The sequence below is a fragment of the Arsenicicoccus sp. oral taxon 190 genome (assembly GCF_001189535.1).
In the GTDB taxonomy this organism is placed as follows: domain Bacteria; phylum Actinomycetota; class Actinomycetes; order Actinomycetales; family Dermatophilaceae; genus Arsenicicoccus.
The window spans coordinates 1,674,460-1,690,994 of record NZ_CP012070.1 but is presented as its reverse complement, the minus strand read 5'-3'; the positions used below and the strand labels follow the sequence as shown (position 1 = coordinate 1,690,994).

General features: G+C 71.5%; 15 protein-coding genes and 3 tRNA genes. 2 read left to right on the top strand and 16 right to left on the bottom strand.

What is annotated here, in order from left to right; genetic code table 11:
- Positions 1-128: 128 nt before the first annotated feature.
- The 10 genes from rpoB to ADJ73_RS07925 form a co-directional block, all read right to left on the bottom strand.
- Positions 129-3,614, bottom strand: a complete 3,486-nt coding sequence (gene rpoB, locus ADJ73_RS07970; protein WP_050347834.1) for a DNA-directed RNA polymerase subunit beta — start codon at positions 3,612-3,614, stop codon at positions 129-131.
- Between the two features lie 482 nt (positions 3,615-4,096).
- The gene (gene rplL / locus ADJ73_RS07965) at positions 4,097-4,492 is read right to left on the bottom strand and encodes a 50S ribosomal protein L7/L12 (protein ID WP_050347833.1); all 396 of its coding nucleotides are present in this window, start codon (positions 4,490-4,492) and stop codon (positions 4,097-4,099) included.
- A gap of 69 nt (positions 4,493-4,561) precedes the next feature.
- On the bottom strand, positions 4,562-5,167 hold the full coding sequence (rplJ, locus tag ADJ73_RS07960) for a 50S ribosomal protein L10 (RefSeq protein WP_050347832.1): 606 nt from the start codon (positions 5,165-5,167) through the stop codon (positions 4,562-4,564).
- Positions 5,168-5,405: 238 nt separating this feature from the next.
- Positions 5,406-6,464: a hypothetical protein gene (locus ADJ73_RS07955; RefSeq protein ID WP_050347831.1), complete on the bottom strand. Its 1,059-nt coding sequence runs from the start codon at positions 6,462-6,464 to the stop codon at positions 5,406-5,408.
- A 140-nt stretch (positions 6,465-6,604) separates the two neighbouring features.
- Complete coding sequence (rplA, locus tag ADJ73_RS07950; protein WP_050347830.1) at positions 6,605-7,324, bottom strand: 50S ribosomal protein L1; 720 nt, start codon at positions 7,322-7,324, stop codon at positions 6,605-6,607.
- Between the two features lie 117 nt (positions 7,325-7,441).
- The gene (gene rplK, locus ADJ73_RS07945; RefSeq protein WP_050347829.1) at positions 7,442-7,882 is read right to left on the bottom strand and encodes a 50S ribosomal protein L11; all 441 of its coding nucleotides are present in this window, start codon (positions 7,880-7,882) and stop codon (positions 7,442-7,444) included.
- An 89-nt stretch (positions 7,883-7,971) separates the two neighbouring features.
- Positions 7,972-8,814, bottom strand: a complete 843-nt coding sequence (gene nusG / locus ADJ73_RS07940; protein WP_050347828.1) for a transcription termination/antitermination protein NusG — start codon at positions 8,812-8,814, stop codon at positions 7,972-7,974.
- 77 nt (positions 8,815-8,891) lie between these two features.
- Positions 8,892-9,140 carry a preprotein translocase subunit SecE gene (secE, locus tag ADJ73_RS07935; RefSeq protein ID WP_050347827.1) on the bottom strand — a complete coding sequence of 83 codons (249 nt, stop codon included), beginning with the start codon at positions 9,138-9,140 and terminating at the stop codon, positions 8,892-8,894.
- Positions 9,141-9,174: 34 nt separating this feature from the next.
- Positions 9,175-9,247, bottom strand: a tRNA-Trp gene (locus ADJ73_RS07930).
- A 111-nt stretch (positions 9,248-9,358) separates the two neighbouring features.
- Positions 9,359-10,522 (bottom strand): CapA family protein, encoded by a 1,164-nt coding sequence (locus ADJ73_RS07925; protein WP_050347826.1) that lies wholly within the window; start codon positions 10,520-10,522, stop codon positions 9,359-9,361.
- A 158-nt stretch (positions 10,523-10,680) separates the two neighbouring features.
- On the opposite strand from ADJ73_RS07925, the gene ADJ73_RS07920 reads away from it, so the two are divergent.
- Entirely contained in the window at positions 10,681-11,709 is a 1,029-nt protein-coding gene (locus tag ADJ73_RS07920) for an adenosine deaminase (protein WP_050347825.1), read from the top strand.
- Positions 11,710-11,731: 22 nt separating this feature from the next.
- Here ADJ73_RS07920 and ADJ73_RS07915 read toward each other — a convergent pair whose 3' ends face one another.
- From ADJ73_RS07915 to ADJ73_RS07890, 6 genes are all read right to left on the bottom strand, one after another.
- A complete protein-coding gene (locus tag ADJ73_RS07915; protein ID WP_050347824.1) occupies positions 11,732-12,805 on the bottom strand; it encodes a UDP-N-acetylmuramate dehydrogenase in 1,074 nt (357 codons plus the stop codon).
- Between the two features lie 91 nt (positions 12,806-12,896).
- Positions 12,897-13,313, bottom strand: coding sequence for a MaoC family dehydratase (locus ADJ73_RS07910; protein ID WP_156188168.1), 417 nt, complete (start codon positions 13,311-13,313; stop codon positions 12,897-12,899).
- 16 nt (positions 13,314-13,329) lie between these two features.
- Positions 13,330-13,776: an FAS1-like dehydratase domain-containing protein gene (locus ADJ73_RS07905; protein ID WP_050347822.1), complete on the bottom strand. Its 447-nt coding sequence runs from the start codon at positions 13,774-13,776 to the stop codon at positions 13,330-13,332.
- A gap of 103 nt (positions 13,777-13,879) precedes the next feature.
- Positions 13,880-14,011 carry a 50S ribosomal protein L33 gene (gene rpmG, locus ADJ73_RS07900; protein WP_253272714.1) on the bottom strand — a complete coding sequence of 44 codons (132 nt, stop codon included), beginning with the start codon at positions 14,009-14,011 and terminating at the stop codon, positions 13,880-13,882.
- 106 nt (positions 14,012-14,117) lie between these two features.
- Positions 14,118-14,194, bottom strand: a tRNA-Met gene (locus ADJ73_RS07895).
- A gap of 41 nt (positions 14,195-14,235) precedes the next feature.
- Positions 14,236-14,308 (bottom strand) — tRNA-Thr (locus ADJ73_RS07890).
- Between the two features lie 275 nt (positions 14,309-14,583).
- On the opposite strand from ADJ73_RS07890, the gene ADJ73_RS07885 reads away from it, so the two are divergent.
- A complete protein-coding gene (locus ADJ73_RS07885) occupies positions 14,584-16,533 on the top strand; it encodes a 2-oxoacid:acceptor oxidoreductase subunit alpha (protein WP_082176837.1) in 1,950 nt (649 codons plus the stop codon).
- The last annotated feature ends 2 nt before the right edge of the window (positions 16,534-16,535 follow it).

The window sequence follows — 16,535 nt, the reverse complement described above, 5'->3', positions numbered from 1 at the left end:
TGAACGGTTGTCGTGGCCGTCCCCTGACGGGTCCGGCGTGCGTTGTCCTTCGGGTCGTGCCGTATGGCGAGCGCGGCTCCCAGGCCGGTCGGCTCAGGAGCCGCGCTGCGCCATACGGGGACAGACCGTCAGACCTCCTCGACGCTGCTGGGCTCGCGCCGCGACAGGTCGATGCCCAGCTCCTCGGCGGCGCGGAAGACCTCGTCGTCGGCGTCGCGCATCTCGATCGCGTTGCCGTCGCTGGAGAGGACCTCCACGTTGAGACACAGGGACTGCATCTCCTTGAGGAGCACCTTGAACGACTCGGGGATGCCGGAGTCGGGGATGTTCTCGCCCTTGACGATGGCCTCGTAGACCTTGACGCGGCCGGGCACGTCGTCGGACTTGATGGTGAGCAGCTCCTGCAGCGTGTAGGCGGCGCCGTAGGCCTCGAGGGCCCACACCTCCATCTCGCCGAAGCGCTGGCCACCGAACTGCGCCTTACCACCCAGCGGCTGCTGCGTGATCATGGAGTACGGGCCGGTCGAGCGGGCGTGGATCTTGTCGTCGACCAGGTGGTGGAGCTTGAGGATGTACATGTAGCCCACCGACACCGGCTCCGGGAACGGCTCGCCGGAGCGGCCGTCGAAGAGCCGGGTCTTGCCGGTCTCGCCGATGAGGCGCTGGCCGTCACGGGTCTGGTTGGTGGACTCCAGCAGACCCTTGATCTCCTCCTCCTTGGCGCCGTCGAAGACCGGGGTGGCGACGCGGGTGCCGGCGGGAGCCTCGTGGGCGTCCTGCGGGATGCGCATGGCCCACTCGGCGCCCTCGGGGATGTTCCAGCCGCGGCTGGCCGCCCACCCGAGGTGGATCTCGAGGATCTGACCGACGTTCATGCGACCGGGGACACCCAGCGGGTTGAGCACGACGTCGACCGGCGTGCCGTCCTCGAGGAAGGGCATGTCCTCGACCGGCAGGATCTTGGAGATGACGCCCTTGTTGCCGTGACGGCCGGCGAGCTTGTCACCATCGGTGATCTTGCGCTTGTTGGCGACGTAGACGCGCACCAGCTGGTTGACGCCCGGCGGCAGCTCGTCGCCCTCCTCGCGGTCGAAAACCTTGACGCCGATGACCGTGCCGGTCTCGCCGTGCGGGACCTTCAGGGAGGTGTCGCGGACCTCGCGGGCCTTCTCGCCGAAGATCGCGCGCAGCAGGCGCTCCTCCGGGGTCAGCTCGGTCTCACCCTTGGGCGTGACCTTGCCGACGAGCAGGTCGCCGTCGCGGACCTCGGCACCGATGCGGATGATGCCCCGCTCGTCGAGGTCGGCGAGGACCTCCTCGGACACGTTGGGGATGTCGCGGGTGATCTCCTCGGCACCGAGCTTGGTGTCGCGGGCGTCGACCTCGTGCTCCTCGATGTGGATCGAGGAGAGCGTGTCGTCCTGCACCAGCCGCTGGGACAGGATGATGGCGTCCTCGTAGTTGTGACCCTCCCACGGCATGAACGCCACGAGGAGGTTCTTGCCGAGGGCCATCTCGCCACCGTCGGTGGCCGGACCGTCGGCGATGAGCTGACCCGCCTCGACCCGGTCGCCGGCCTCCACCATGACCCGCTGGTTGTAGCAGTTGCCCTGGTTGGAGCGGGAGAACTTCATGATCCGGTAGGTCTGGTAGGTCCCGTCGTCGTTGGCGACGGTCACCAGATCGGCGGAGACCTCCTGCACGACGCCCGGCTTGGTGGCGAGGACCACGTCACCGGAGTCGAGCGCGGCGCGGTGCTCCATGCCGGTGCCGACCAGCGGCGCCTCGGAGCGCACCAGCGGGACCGCCTGACGCATCATGTTGGAGCCCATGAGGGCGCGGTTGGCGTCGTCGTGCTCGAGGAACGGGATCAGGGCCGTGGCCGCCGACACCATCTGGCGCGGCGAGACGTCCATGTAGTCCACGTCCGCGGCCGGCACGAAGTCGACCTCGCCGCCCTTGGTGCGCACCAGGACGCGCTCCTCGGCGAACCGGCCGTCGGCCTCCATGGGGGCGTTGGCCTGGGCGATGACGAACTCGTCCTCCTCGTCCGCCGAGAGGTAGTGCACCTCGTCGGAGACGACGCCGTCGTTGACCTTGCGGTAGGGGGTCTCGACGAAGCCGAAGGCGTTGATCCGGCCGTAGGAGGCCAGCGAGCCGATCAGACCGATGTTGGGACCCTCGGGGGTCTCGATCGGGCACATGCGGCCGTAGTGCGACGGGTGGACGTCACGGACCTCCATGCCGGCGCGGTCGCGGGACAGACCACCGGGGCCCAGCGCGGACAGACGACGCTTGTGCGTCAGGCCCGACAGCGGGTTGTTCTGGTCCATGAACTGCGACAGCTGGGAGGTCCCGAAGAACTCCTTGATCGACGCCACCACGGGGCGGATGTTGATCAGGGTCTGCGGGGTGATCGCCTCGACGTCCTGCGTGGTCATGCGCTCGCGGACGACGCGCTCCATGCGGGACAGCCCGGTGCGGACCTGGTTCTGGATCAGCTCGCCGACGTTGCGCAGGCGGCGGTTGCCGAAGTGGTCGATGTCGTCGACCTCGACGCGCACGTCGACGGCCTCGCCGTCGCGGGTGCCCGCCATCGTGACGTCACCGTTGTGCAGGGTGACGAGGTACTTGATCGTCGCGACGATGTCGTCGATGCGCAGCACGGACTCGTCGAGGGTGCCCTCGATGCCGAGCTTCTTGTCGATCTTGTAGCGCCCCACCTTGGCCAGGTCGTAGCGCTTGGGGTTGAAGTAGAGGTTGTCCAGCAGCGCCTGGGCGGCCTCCTTGGTCGGCGGCTCGCCGGGGCGCAGCTTGCGGTAGATGTCGAGCAGCGCGTCGTCCTGGCCGGCCGTGTGGTCCTTCTCCAGGGTCTGGCGCATCGACTCGAACTCGCCGAACTCCTCGAGGATCTGCGCCTCGGTCCAGCCCAGCGCCTTGAGCAGCACCGTGACGGACTGCTTGCGCTTGCGGTCGACGCGCACGCCGACCATGTCGCGCTTGTCGATCTCGAACTCCAGCCACGCACCGCGGCTCGGGATGACCTTGGCCGAGTAGATGTCCTTGTCGGACGTCTTGTCGGGGGTGCGCTCGAAGTAGACGCCCGGGGACCGGACCAGCTGCGACACGACGACACGCTCGGTGCCGTTGATGATGAAGGTGCCGCGCTCGGTCATCAGCGGGAAGTCGCCCATGAACACCGTCTGCGACTTGATCTCGCCGGTGTTGGTGTTCATGAACTCCGCGGTGACGAACAGCGGCGCGGAGTAGGTCATGTCCCGCTCCTTGCACTCCTCGATCGAGTGCTTCTCCTCCTCGAACCGGTGGTCGCGGAAGGAGAGGGACATGGAGCCGGAGAAGTCCTCGATCGGGGAGATCTCCTCGAAGATCTCCTCGAGACCGGACCGGTCGGGGACGTCGTTGCGACCGGCCTCCTTGGCGGCGGCCACCCGGGCCTGCCACCGCTCGTTGCCGAGCAGCCAGTCGAAGCTCTCCGTCTGGAGCGCGAGGAGGTCGGGGACCTCCAGCGGCTCCTTGATCTTTGCGAAGGACAGGCGGCCAGAAGCCGTCTGAGCTGTGGACACAGTCTGGGTCGCGGGTCGCGAGGCAGCCAAGGATGGTCCTTCCACGGGCCTGGAGCTATGGAGACGAAGCGAGCACGCGCCACGCCCCCGGCAGCATCCGGGGACCGGGAACCGGGAGGGACCGGGGCAGGTCCGGCGGGCGGGTCACGGGCGGCGGCTGGCTGGGCGCGCGGCAACAAGGCAGCGCAAAGCGACAGCATAGCCGACAGCGCCAGACACGTCCAATCAAGCACGACCAGCCGACCACGTCGGGGGAGCTCGCGCAGGCTGGTCGCTGGACCGGCCCGGGCTCGACCTCGGCAGATGGCCTCGTGCCCCATCACTATGCGGCGGGTCGGGGGCGTCGTCAAGCACACCGGGCGGTGTCGCGGCATACGTGACCCGTATGCCGCTCCCCCGCACCCCGGGGTGCCCGCCCGCGCACGGCCGGCGCGCATGCGAGAGCGGGCCGCACCCAGGGGGTGCGGCCCGCTCTGCGGGAGATCAGCGGCCGGACGTGATCCAGCCCGAGATCACTTGAGCTCGACGGAGGCGCCGGCGCCCTCGAGGGCAGCCTTGGCCTTGTCCGCGGCCTCCTTGTTGACACCCTCGAGGACGGGCTTGGGAGCGCCGTCCACCAGGTCCTTGGCCTCCTTCAGGCCGAGGGAGGTCAGCGCGCGGACCTCCTTGATGACCTGGATCTTCTTGTCGCCCGCGGCGGTGAGGATGACGTCGAACTCGTCCTTCTCCTCGGCAGCGGCGGCCTCGCCGCCGGCGCCGCCCGCGGCCGGGGCCGCACCCGCGACGGCAACCGGGGCCGCGGCGGTGACGTTGAACGTCTCCTCGAACTGCTTGACGAACTCGGAGAGCTCGATCAGGGTCATCTCCTTGAAGGCCTCAAGGAGCTCGTCGGTGCTGAGCTTAGCCATGGTGGCTTCCTTCCTGGTCTGTGCCGTGAGTGGCGTTGGTGTTGGTCGAGCGAGCTGCCAAGTGGCAGATCAGCTCTCGTCGCCACCCGCGGCGACGTCGTCGGTAGCCTCGGCCGGGGCCTCGGCGGAGTCGGCGGCCGGAGCAGCCGCGACAGGACCCTCGGCCTCGACCTTCTGGCGCAGGGCGTCGACCACGCGGGCCGTCTGCGACAGAGGAGCGGCGAAGAGGTAGACAGCCTTGCTGAGCGAGGCGTTCATGGCGCCCGCCAGCTTGGCGAGGAGCACCTCGCGGGACTCGAGGTCCGCGAGCTTGGTGATCTCCTCGGGGCTCAACGGCTTGCCGTCGAGCACCCCGGCCTTGATGACAAGGGCCGGGTTGGCCTTGGCGAAGTCACGCAGACCCTTGGCCGTCTCGACCGGGTCGCCCGTCACGAAGACGATGGCGCTCGGACCGGTCAGGTGCCCGTCGAAGGCCGTGATCCCGGCCTCCTTCGCGGCGAGCTTGGTCAGCGTGTTCTTGACCACGGCGTAGGTAGCGTGCTCACGGATCGAGCCGCGCAGCTCGGAGAGCTGCTTCACGGTCAGACCGCGGTACTCCGTCAGCACGGCCGCACCCGAGCCACGGAACTTGTCCGCGATCTCGGCGATGGCAGCCTGCTTCTCAGCCGTTGCCATGTGGCCTCCTTCCGTAGCGTGAAGCCGGTGGCCACATGAGAAAGAGCCCCGGCGCAGGCGCACGGGGCTCACAGGCTCGACGAGTCGAGCGGGGAATCACGCTCACCTGCGTCGGACGCCCACGCTCGTGGGACCTTCGTGCCGCTCGCACGACCCACGAGGGACGTGGTGCACGGCAGACCGGCGGTCATTGGTCTCGACCAGGGTACGGGCCGGCGGGCCCGGTCACCAAATCGGCTCAGCGCGAGGTGGCCGTCGGGGCGGGCGTCGCCCCGGCCGACGCGGTGGTCGACACGGTGCCCGAGGGTGCGGCAGACGGGGCGCCTGCGGGGGCCGTGGGCGATGCGGTCGTCCCGCCGGTGCCGTTGGCGGCGCCGTTGCCGGTGGCGGGGCTCCCCGGGGCGGGTGCCACGTCGTCGGGCGACGGCGCCTCCACGGAGACCGGTTGACCCCAGCGGGAGTACTCCGTGCGGTCGGTGACCTCGCCCTTGTCGGTGGTGAGGGTCGTCGTGACGGAGGTCGGCTGGCCCGAGGCGTCCAGCAGGACGACCAGCGCCACGGGCTTCCTGACGGTGCTGCGCAGCGCGTCCGGCGCGGCCACGGCGTCGAGGTACTGCGCCGGGGGCACCGAGAAGACCACCTGGGAGCCGTCCCCCCGGGGGGTCTTGTCCCCCAGCAGGCCGTCCAGCATCCCCGTGAAGCGGCCGGGGTCCAGGGTCTGCGCCACCTTGGCCTGCGGGCCCAGCTTGCGGCTGATCGCGTCGGCGCCGCCGGGGTCCAGCTGCAGCCAGTGGCGGGTGTCGGTGCGGGGCCGGTCGCCGGGCTTGGCGGGCGGCAGCGGCACCTGCACCGTCCCGGCGCCCTTGACCCAGGTCTTGTCCCCGAGGTGCACCAGCGTCACCGTCCGGCCGCCGGCGGCGACCTGGACCTGCATGGCCTTGCTGCGCGTGTCGACCTGGGCCGTGGCGCCCCCGGCCACGGTCGTCATGGCCATCCGCACGCTCCCCTTGGCCGCGATGACGTCGCGCATCGTCTGGCCGAACTCCGCCCCGGGGACCCCCTCCCCCGTCGGGACGGGCTGGGCGTTGGGGTCGGGCGTGCGCCCCGCGAGGGAAGCACCCTCCGTGGGCAGCGTCGCGGTCGCCTGGCTGGTCGGGGCCGACGTGGCGGCCCCCAGCGTGGAGCGGCTGGTGCTCGATCCCGCCACGCACCCGCACAGCCCGGCGGCGGTCACCACGGCCAGCAGCCCGAGGCGCCAGGAGGTCGCACGGGGACGGTCGGCGGGACGGCGGCGCATGATGCTCGATGGTAGTCGGGCGGGGGCGGCATACGGCCGAGGCGCACCCGGGGCGCACGACGACGGGCGGACACGACGACGGCGGACACGACGACGCCCGGACCGCGAGGGTCCGGGCGTCGTGGCGCGAGAGGTCAGGCTCAGGCCTGCTCCTCCCCCTCGGAGGTGAGGTTACGGGTGCGGTTGGCGTCCAGCGGGATGCCGGGGCCCATCGTCGTGGCCAGCGTGGCCTTGGTGATGTAGCGACCCTTGGAGGCCGACGGCTTGAGGCGCAGGATCTCCTCGAGCGCGGCGGCGTAGTTGTCGACCAGCGCCTTCTCGTCGAAGGACGCCTTGCCGATGATGAAGTGGAGGTTGGCGTGCTTGTCGACGCGGAACTCGATCTTGCCGCCCTTGATGTCGCTGACGGCCTTGGCGACGTCCATGGTCACGGTGCCCGTCTTGGGGTTGGGCATGAGGCCACGCGGGCCCAGCACCTTGCCCAGACGACCGACCTTGCCCATGAGGTCCGGGGTCGCGACGACGGCGTCGAAGTCGAGCCAGCCGCCCTGGACCTTCTCCAGCATGTCGTCCGAGCCGACGAAGTCGGCGCCGGCGGCACGGGCCGCCTCGGCCTTCTCGCCGTTGGCGAAGACGAGCACGCGAGCGGTCTTGCCGGTGCCGTGCGGGAGGTTGACGGTGCCGCGCACCATCTGGTCGGCCTTGCGGGGGTCGACACCCAGGCGGAACGCGACCTCGACGGTCGAGTCGTACTTGGTGGACGCGGTCTCCTTGGCCAGGCGGACGGCCTCGAGCGGGGCGTAGAGCTTGCCCTCCTCGATCTTGTCCGCCGCGGCGCGGTAGGCCTTGCTGCGCTTCATGTGCTGCTCCTCGTGCTTCGTGGGTCGACGCGGAGCCGACCCGGGTGGAGTCGTGGTCGTCGGACCAGCGCGGGTCCTGCCACGGGCGAGCCCCGGTGGGGCCCACAGGTCACGAGATCAGGACTCGTAACCGGGGGTGTTGATGCCCATCGAGCGGGCGGTGCCGGCGATGATGCGGGCGGCCATCTCGAGGTCGTTGGCGTTGAGGTCCTGCATCTTCTGCTGGGCGATCTCGCGGACCTGGTCGGCCGAGAGGGTGGCGACCTTGGTCTTGTTGGGGACGCCGGAGCCCTTGGGGACGCCCGCGGCCTTCTTGATCAGCTCGGCGGCCGGCGGCGTCTTGGTGATGAAGGTGAACGAGCGGTCCTCGTAGACCGTGATCTCGACCGGGATGACGTTGCCACGCTGGGACTCCGTCGCGGCGTTGTAGGCCTTGACGAACTCCATGATGTTGACGCCGTGCTGACCCAGCGCGGGGCCGACGGGCGGCGCCGGCGTCGCGGCACCAGCCTGGATCTGCAGCTTGATGAAGCCGGAGACCTTCTTCTTGGGAGGCATGTGATGTGTTCCTTACCTGGTGGTGGGCCGACGCCGTGGGCGATGACCCGGTTGCAGCCCTGCGGGGTGCCGCAGGGCGGTGGGCCGGCTCAGATCTTGGCGACCTGGTTGAAGCCCAGCTCGACCGGGGTCTCCCGGCCGAAGATCGAGACGAGCACCTTGAGCTTCTGGGTCTCGGCGTTGATCTCAGAAACCGTGGCGTCGAGGGTCTCGAAGGGGCCCTCCATCACCGTGACGGACTCGCCGACCTCGAAGTCGACGTCCACCGTGGGGCGGGCGGCGGCCCCGGCGGCAGCGCCCTGACCGGCAGCCGGCGCACCGGCCGCGGCGGGGGCCGCGGGCTCCTCGAACTTCGGGGCGAGCATCGTGACGACCTCGTCGAGGCTCAGCGGCACCGGCTGGTGGGTGTGGCCCACGAAGCCCGTGACGCCGGGCGTGTGCCGGACGGCACCCCAGCTCTCGTCGGTCAGGTCCATGCGCACCAGCACGTAACCGGGCATCCGCACGCGGCGGACGGTCTTGCGCTGGCCGTTCTTGATCTCGGTGACCTCCTCCATGGGGACCTCCACCTGGAAGATGTAGGGCTCCATGTTGAGGCTGGTCACGCGGGTCTCGAGGTTGGTCTTCACGCGGTTCTCGTAGCCGGCGTAGGAGTGCACGACGTACCAGTCGCCCTCGAGCATGCGCAGGTCGCGCTTGAACTCCTCCAGCGGGTTGACCGCCGGCGCGTCGGGGACCTCGGCCGCAGGGGCCTCCTCGGCCGCGGCGTCGGAGCGCTCCCCGGCCGCGGCGGGCGCCGCCTCGGGCGCCTCGTCGACCGGCGCCTCGCGGACCTCGGTGTCGGCGTCAGCGGTCTCGACGGGCTGCGCGGCGTCGCGCCCGTCGGCCTCGTCGCTCGTGGCGAAGGGGTCGTGCGAGGGCTGGTCGGACACGGTGCGGGCCTACTTCCTTGCTAGATCAGGCGGGGTGCCGGTGGGACGGGTGCGGACCGGCGGTCGCGGCCCGGCCGTCAGCTGCCGGCGAAGGCCCAGAAGACGAGCTTGCCGATCCCGTAGTCGAGCGCCGCGCAGAACAGCATGATCGCGATGACGAAGACCATCACGACCGTGGTGTAGGTGACGAGCTCGTCCCGGGTCGGGCGGACCACCTTGCGCAGCTCGTCCAGCACCTGGGCGATGAACAGCGCGATGCGGCCGAAGAAACCGCGGCGAGCCTGCTGCTGGCGCGCGCCACCCCGCTGGGTGTTGACCTCGCTCACAGTCCCTGCCTTCGTCCGACGACCACGTGCTCAGCAGGGCAGGAGGGACTCGAACCCCCAACCGCCGGTTTTGGAGACCGGTGCTCTACCAATTGAGCTACTACCCTAAGGATCACCGCCGCGTCCCCACCCGGCGCCGGAGCGCACGGCCGATCGACGCAGCAACCATCCAAGAGACGAGCATACGTCAGGGACGCCGCACAAGGCGAACCGACCCGTCAGGAGCAGCCCTGCCCGCGGCTCTGCCACGACCGCAGCGCCTGCTCCCGCTCGGCCCCGGACAGCAGGCGGGGCAGCCCGCCGGTCACCCGCGCCGGGTCGAAGCGCATCGAGGGGGCCCCCGCTCCGGGCACCGTGACGGTCAGCACCCCGGTGGCCAGGGTCTCCGGGCTGCCGCTGCCGAAGGCGAAGTTGCCGAGGCCGTAGGCCACCGCGGTGTCGCCCACCGTCGTGGTGGTCTGCAGGACGTGGGCGTGGCTGCCGACGACGACGGTGGCTCCCGCCTCGGCGAGGGCCTTGTCGGTGTAGACCTGACGCGGCGTGGGGCAGCGCTCCTTCTCGACGCCCGAGTGCAGGTAGACCACGATGACGTCCTGCGGCCCGGCGGCCCGCGCCGCACGCACCCCCGCGAGGAGCCGCGCGAAGCCGTCGTCGTCCATGACCTTGGCGAGCCCGAGCTTGCCCGGACCCGCCTTCCAGTCCAGGTGCCGGTCGAGCACGTCGGTCGCGCCGAAGACCACCACCCGCCGACCCTTGACCTCGGTGGTCCACGGCGCCCACGCCTCGTCGGCGTCCTTGCCGAGCCCGACCATGGGGACGGGCGAGGTCGCCTTGACCTCGAGCATCCGGCGCATCCCCTCCTCGCCGAAGTCCATCGTGTGGTTGTTGGCGGCCGTCACGACGTCGACGCCCTCGGCCTTGAGGGTGTCCAGGATCGCCGGTCCCGTCACGAAGGTGAACGGCTTCGGCTGGGGGGTGAGGCCGGACCGGTCGCGGGCCACGGCGGTCTCGAGGTTGACCATGGCCAGGTCGGCCTGCGCCAGCAGGCGGCCGGCGGCGCCCAGGCCCACCTCGTTGAGGCGGGCGGCGACGCCATACGCCTGCGTGTCCCCCGCGAAGGCGAGGGTGATCGGCGGCAGGGAGGCGTCCCCACGAGTGCCGGAGGGCGTGGGGCGCGCGCCGGCCCCGGCGGTGGCCGTCACCTCGCCCGGGGTGGTGGCGGGGCCCGACACCGCCGCGGCCACGGACCTCGGCGTGGGATCGGGCGGCCCGACGAGGTCGGCCAGGGCGAGGCCCCCCGCGGCGAGCAGCGCCGCGGCCGTGCCCACCAGGGCCAGGGCGCCGTGCCGGCGCGCACGGTAGAGCGGACGCTGGTCGACCATGCCAGACCTCCAGGGGGCTCGACGGGCGGGTGGACGCGAGCGTCGGGAAGCCCCAGCCTAGGCGGGCTCTGCCTCCACGTCGGCCTCGGCACGCGGGAGGACCGGGGTCGTCGTCACCGGATCCCGGGCCCGCGGGCACCGTCTGTGAGGATGGCCCCATGCCTCGCCCTCTCGACCAGCTCCCGAAGGCGCACCTGCACCTGCACTTCACCGGGTCGATGCGGCTGTCCACGCTCACCGAGCTGGCGCAGGTCGAGGGGTTGCGGCTGCCGCACGCGCTCACCGAGGACTGGCCGCCCACGCTGCGCAGCGTGGACGAGCGCGGGTGGTTCCGGTTCCAGCGGCTCTACGACGCGGCGCGCGCCTGCGTCCGCGGTCCCGAGGCGATGCGGCGGATCGTCCGGGAGGCCGCGCTGGACGACGCCTCCGAGGGCTCGCGGTGGCTGGAGCTGCAGGTCGACCCCACCAGCTACGCGCCCTTCTGCGGTGGCCTCACCCCGGCCCTGGAGCTGGTGCTCGAGTCCGCGGTGGCGGCCGCCGCGGAGTCCGGCATCGGGGTGGGCGTCGTCGTCGCGGCCAGCCGCGTCCGGCACCCCCTGGACGCCCGGACGCTCGCCCGCCTGGCAGCCCGGTATGCCGGGGAGGGCACCGGTCACGTCGTCGGCTTCGGCCTGTCCAACGACGAGCACCGCGGCGTCACCGCCGACTTCGGGCACGCCTTCACGATCGCCCGCGCCGCCGGGCTGGCGCTGGTCCCCCACGGCGGGGAGCTGCGCGGCCCGGAGGCGGTCACGGCGACGCTGGACGCGCTGCTGCCGGACCGGATCGGGCACGGGGTGCGGGCCGCCGAGGACCCGCGGGTCCTCGACCGCCTGGTGCGCGAGGGGGTGGCGCTCGAGGTGTGCCCGGGCAGCAACGTCGCGCTCGGCGTCTACGACGACGCGCCGCAGGTGCCGCTGCGGACCCTGCTGCAGGCCGGGGTCCAGGTGGCGCTCGGCGCCGACGACCCGCTGCTCTTCGGCTCCCGGCTGGTCGACCAGTACACCCTGGCGCGCGAGGTCCACGGGCTCACCGACGAGGAGCTGGCCGAGCTGGCCCGCATGTCCCTGCGCACGTCCACCGCCCCGCGCGAGCTGGTCGCCCGCGCCGAGGAGGACGTCGACACCTGGCTGGCCCTGCCCGGCTGAGCACGCCGGCACCCGGCGTCGGTCAGAGGTGGTGCCCCACGAAGACCGGCTCGTTGACCAGGGTGACCCCGAATGCCTCCTGGACCCCGTCGCGGACCTGGCGCGCGAGCGCCGCCACGTCGGCCGCCGTCGCGCCACCCCGGTTGGTCACCGCGAGGGTGTGCTTGGTCGACAGCGCCGCCGGCCCCGGCAGGCCGAAGCCCTTGCCGAAGCCCGCCCGGTCGATCAACCAGGCGGCGCTGGTCTTGGCCAGCCCGTCACCGGCGTCGAAGCGCGGCGGGACCGGGCCGTCCGACCCCAGCCGCTGCCGGGCCCGCTCCTCCAGCTCGGCGAACGCCCCCACCGGCAGGATCGGGTTGGTGAAGAAGGACCCGCAGGACCAGGTGTCGTGGTCCCCCGGCTCCAGCACCATGCCGCGACGACGCCGCTGCTCGAGCACGGCCTCCCGGGCGTCGGACAGCGGCACCCGGGTGCCGAGCGGGACGTCCAGCCCGGCGGCCAGGGCGGCATACGCCACCGGCCGGGAGAGGTCGGCGACCTCGAGCTGGAAGGCGACGTCGAGGACGACGTAGCGGTCGGTGCCCTTGAAGACGCTGTGGCGGTAGGTGAAGCCGCAGTCGGCCGGGAAGAAGGTGCGGACCCGCTCCTCGCGCCGGTCCCACACCCGCACCTGCGCGATGGTCTGGGCGACCTCCTGGCCGTAGGCGCCGACGTTCTGGACCGGCGTGGCGCCGGTGAGCCCCGGGATGCCGGACATCGCCTCGATCCCGGCCCATCCCTCGGCGACGGCCCGCTCGACCAGCCCGTCCCAGGACTCCCCCGCCGCCACGCGCACGAAGGCCCCGCCGCACCAGTCCTGGCTCTGCACCTCGATGCCGCTGGAGCGCACCAGCACCACGGTCCCCGCGAAACCCTCGTCGGACACCACCAGGTTGGACCCGCCCGACACGACCAGCAGCGGCTCGTCGGCGTCGTCGACCTCGCGCACCGCGTCCACGAGCTCGTCGGTCGTCCGCGCCGTCACCAGCCGCTGCGCCGGGCCGCCCACCCGCATGGTGGTCAGCGTGGCCAGGGGGACGTCGTGCTCGACCTGCATCGTGGGAGTGCCCTTCGTCGTATGGCGACAGCCCGCCCCTCGGGGGGCCGGCTGCCGGGCGGCCGTCGTCAGGGGTGGCGGCCGGGGGTGGTCAGCGCTCGAGGCGGACGACCGCGAGCGCCCGCCCGAGGACCTTCCTGCCCTCGCACGTGGCGGTGAGCTCGACCGTAGCCCGTCCGTCCTCGACCTTCTTGACGACACCGCCGAGGACCACCTCGGCGCCGCCGTCGTGGGGGACGACGACCGGGGCGACGAACTTGGTGGAGTACTCCACGACCCGCCCCGCGTCGCCGCACCAGTCCACGACCACCTGGACCGCCGCGCCCATGGTGAGCATGCCGTGCGCGATGACGTCGGGCAGCCCGACCGACGTGGCGAACCGCTCGTCCCAGTGGATCGGGTTGCGGTCGAGGCTGGCACCGGCATACGCGACGAGCATCGCGCGGGTGACGGTGAGGGTGCGCTCGGGCAGGACCTGGCCGGGCTCGACGGTGCTGAGGTCGGTCATGTCAGTCCTCCCCATCTCAGTCCTCCCCCCGGATCACGAGGGTGCTCACGGCGGTGCAGCGGGGCTCGCCCGCCTCGGTGCGCAGCTCGCTGCGCGTGGTCACCATCGCGTGGCCACCCACGACCCGGACGGTGTCGACGGTCAGGGTCGCGGTGATCTCGTCGCCGGCCACCAGCGGGTGGTGGTGGGTGAACCGCTGCTCGCCGTGGACCACCCGGGTGAAGTCGATGCCGGCCTCGGGGTCCGTGATCAGCTGGCGGTCCGCCTGCTGGGCGACGAGCACCGCGAAGGTCGGGGGGGCGATGACGTCAACATACCCCCGCGCCCGGGCCGCGTCGACGTCGGTGTGGACCGGGTCCACGGCCCCGACGGCCTCGGCGAACTCCGCGATCTTGGCCCGCCCCACCTGGTAGGGGGCGGTCGGCGGGTAGCTGCGCCCCGCGAACGACTCGTTGACAGGCATGGGGACGAGCCTATGCGCTACGTGCCGGTAGCCCGGCCACCGACGGCAGCGAGCGCCGCCCCTCGCAGGTGAGGGACGGCGCTCGCGCGGTGCCGGGGTGCGCTCAGCGGGTCTCGCGGTGCGCGGTGTGCTTCTTGCAGCGGGGGCAGAACTTCGCCAGCTCGAGCCGGTCGGGGTGGTTCCGACGGTTCTTCTTGGTGATGTAGTTGCGCTCCTTGCAGTCGGTGCACGCCATCGTGATCTTGGGACGGACGTCTGCGGACTTGCTGGCCACGGGGCAACCTGCTCTCGAAGTGGGCGCCGACCCGCGATCTGCGGCCGGCCTGGGGTCGGGATGTACTTGGTAGCGGGAGCGGGGCTCGATCCCGCGACCTCACGATTATGAGTCGTGCGCTCTAACCAGCTGAGCTACCCCGCCAGGTGGCAGATCCTGCGCCTCGAGGGTGCGGGGCCTGCGAGAGCCCCCTGTCGGAATCGAACCGACGACCTTTTCCTTACCATGGAAACGCTCTGCCGACTGAGCTAAGGGGGCCCGAGCGGCTGGTAGTACCAAGCGCGCTCGGAAGTGCACTCGTTCGGAGTGCGTCGATAACCGTACACGGCTTTGGCGTGGAGATGAAATCGAGGTGGCGGAAGCACTCGGGCCTGCCGGACGTTGCCCACAGGTGCGGGTGCGCGAGGCCCCGGGAGGCCCACGTCGGGCCCCTACCATGAGACGAGGACCCGGCCGCACCGGCAGCCCGCATAACATGACGTTTGGTCTACCCAAAGTCTGCGTATCAGTGAAAGCGAAGTGACTCTGCACCCATGACGAGCAAGGCAGTCCACCGGCTCGAGCGCGTCGTCATCCGGTTCGCCGGTGACTCCGGAGACGGGATGCAGCTGACGGGAGACAGGTTCACGTCGCAGACGGCGATCCTCGGCAACGACCTGTCGACGCTGCCCAACTTCCCCGCCGAGATCCGCGCCCCTCAGGGGACGCTCCCCGGCGTCTCGAGCTTCCAGCTGCACTTCGCCGACCACGACGTGCTCACCCCCGGCGACAACCCGGACGTGCTCGTCGCGATGAACCCCGCCGCGCTCAAGGCCAACCTGCCGGACGTGCCGCGCGGGGCCACCGTGATCGCCGACAGCGACGAGTTCACCACGCGCAACCTCAGCAAGGTCGGCTACGCCAGCAACCCGCTCGAGGACGGCTCGCTGGAGTCCTACCACCTGCACGCGCTGCCGCTCACCTCGATCACGGTCGAGGCGCTCGCGGACTTCCCGCTGTCGCGCAAGGACAAGCAGCGCGCCAAGAACATGTTCGCGCTCGGCCTGCTGTCCTGGCTCTACACCCGCCCGCTGGAGTCGACCGAGACCTTCCTCGCCGCGAAGTTCGGCAAGAAGCCCGACATCCTCGCGGCCAACCTGGCCGCCCTCAAGGCCGGGCACGCCTACGGCGAGACCACGGAGGACTTCGCGGTCGCCTACGAGATCGGTCCCGCCCCGATGCGGGCCGGGCTCTACCGCAACGTCACCGGCAACACGGCGCTGGCCTACGGCCTCGCGACCGCGGCGCACAAGGCCGGGCTGCCCCTGGTGCTGGGCGCCTACCCCATCACGCCGGCCAGCGACATCCTGCACACCCTGTCCGGGCTCAAGCGCTTCGGCGTCACCACGATCCAGGCCGAGGACGAGATCGCGGGGATCGGTGCCGCGCTCGGCGCGAGTTTCGGCGGCGCCCTGGGGGTCACCACGACGTCCGGGCCCGGGGTCGCGCTCAAGACCGAGACCGTCGGTCTCGCCGTCTCCCTCGAGCTTCCGCTGGTCATCGTCGACGTCCAGCGTGGCGGCCCCTCCACCGGGCTCCCGACCAAGACCGAGCAGGCCGACCTGCTGCAGGCGATGTACGGCCGCAACGGCGAGGCGCCCGTCCCCGTGGTCGCCGCGCAGTCGCCGTCCGACTGCTTCGACGCCGCGCTCGAGGCGGTCCGTATCGCGCTGACCTACCGCACCCCGGTCTTCCTGCTCTCCGACGGCTACCTCGCCAACGGCTCCGAGCCGTGGCAGGTCCCCTCGGTGCGCGAGCTGCCCTTGATCGACCCCGGCTTCGCCACCGAGCCCAACGCCGAGGACGCCGACGGGACCCCGGTGTTCCACCCCTACCTGCGCGACCCCGACACGCTCGCCCGCCCCTGGGCCGTGCCCGGCACCGCGGGCCTGGAGCACCGCGTCGGCGGGATCGAGAAGAAGGACGTCTCCGGCGAGATCTCCTACGACCCCGACAACCACGACCGGATGACCCGGCTGCGCGCCGCCAAGGTCGCCGGCATCGCGGGCATCCCCGACGTGCAGGTCGACGACCCCACCGGCGAGGCCAAGGTCCTCATGCTCGGGTGGGGATCGACATACGGCCCGATCAGCGCCGGGGTGCGCTATGCCCGCGACACCGGCGCGGAGGTCGCGCAGGCGCACCTGCGGCACCTCAACCCGTTCCCGGCCAACCTCGGCGAGGTGCTGCGCCGCTACGAGCGGGTCATCGTGCCGGAGATGAACCTCGGCCAGCTCACGATGATGCTGCGCGCCGCCTACCTCGTCGACGTGCGGGCGCTGACCCAGGTGCGCGGCCTGCCCTTCACGGCCAGCACGCTGTCCGACGCGATCCACGAGGCGCTGCACGAGCTCGACCCGCACCACGCGCCGAGCCCGGCTCCCGACACCAGTCCAACCCCCGCCAGCACCCCCGCCAGCACCCCCGCCAGCCAGGAGGCCTGAGC

Bases quoted from the DNA above. Each gene is read 5' to 3' on its own strand.
- rplL (WP_050347833.1), bottom strand. From the start codon at position 4,492: ATGGCTAAGCTCAGCACCGACGAGCTCCTTGAGGCCTTCAAGGAGATG.
- rplJ (WP_050347832.1), bottom strand. From the start codon at position 5,167: ATGGCAACGGCTGAGAAGCAGGCTGCCATCGCCGAGATCGCGGACAAG.
- ADJ73_RS07955 (WP_050347831.1), bottom strand. From the start codon at position 6,464: ATGCGCCGCCGTCCCGCCGACCGTCCCCGTGCGACCTCCTGGCGCCTC.
- rplA (WP_050347830.1), bottom strand. From the start codon at position 7,324: ATGAAGCGCAGCAAGGCCTACCGCGCCGCGGCGGACAAGATCGAGGAG.
- rplK (WP_050347829.1), bottom strand. From the start codon at position 7,882: ATGCCTCCCAAGAAGAAGGTCTCCGGCTTCATCAAGCTGCAGATCCAG.
- ADJ73_RS07925 (WP_050347826.1), bottom strand. From the start codon at position 10,522: ATGGTCGACCAGCGTCCGCTCTACCGTGCGCGCCGGCACGGCGCCCTG.
- ADJ73_RS07920 (WP_050347825.1), top strand. From the start codon at position 10,681: ATGCCTCGCCCTCTCGACCAGCTCCCGAAGGCGCACCTGCACCTGCAC.
- ADJ73_RS07915 (WP_050347824.1), bottom strand. From the start codon at position 12,805: ATGCAGGTCGAGCACGACGTCCCCCTGGCCACGCTGACCACCATGCGG.
- ADJ73_RS07910 (WP_156188168.1), bottom strand. From the start codon at position 13,313: ATGACCGACCTCAGCACCGTCGAGCCCGGCCAGGTCCTGCCCGAGCGC.
- ADJ73_RS07905 (WP_050347822.1), bottom strand. From the start codon at position 13,776: ATGCCTGTCAACGAGTCGTTCGCGGGGCGCAGCTACCCGCCGACCGCC.
- rpmG (WP_253272714.1), bottom strand. From the start codon at position 14,011: ATGGCGTGCACCGACTGCAAGGAGCGCAACTACATCACCAAGAAGAAC.
- ADJ73_RS07885 (WP_082176837.1), top strand. From the start codon at position 14,584: ATGACGAGCAAGGCAGTCCACCGGCTCGAGCGCGTCGTCATCCGGTTC.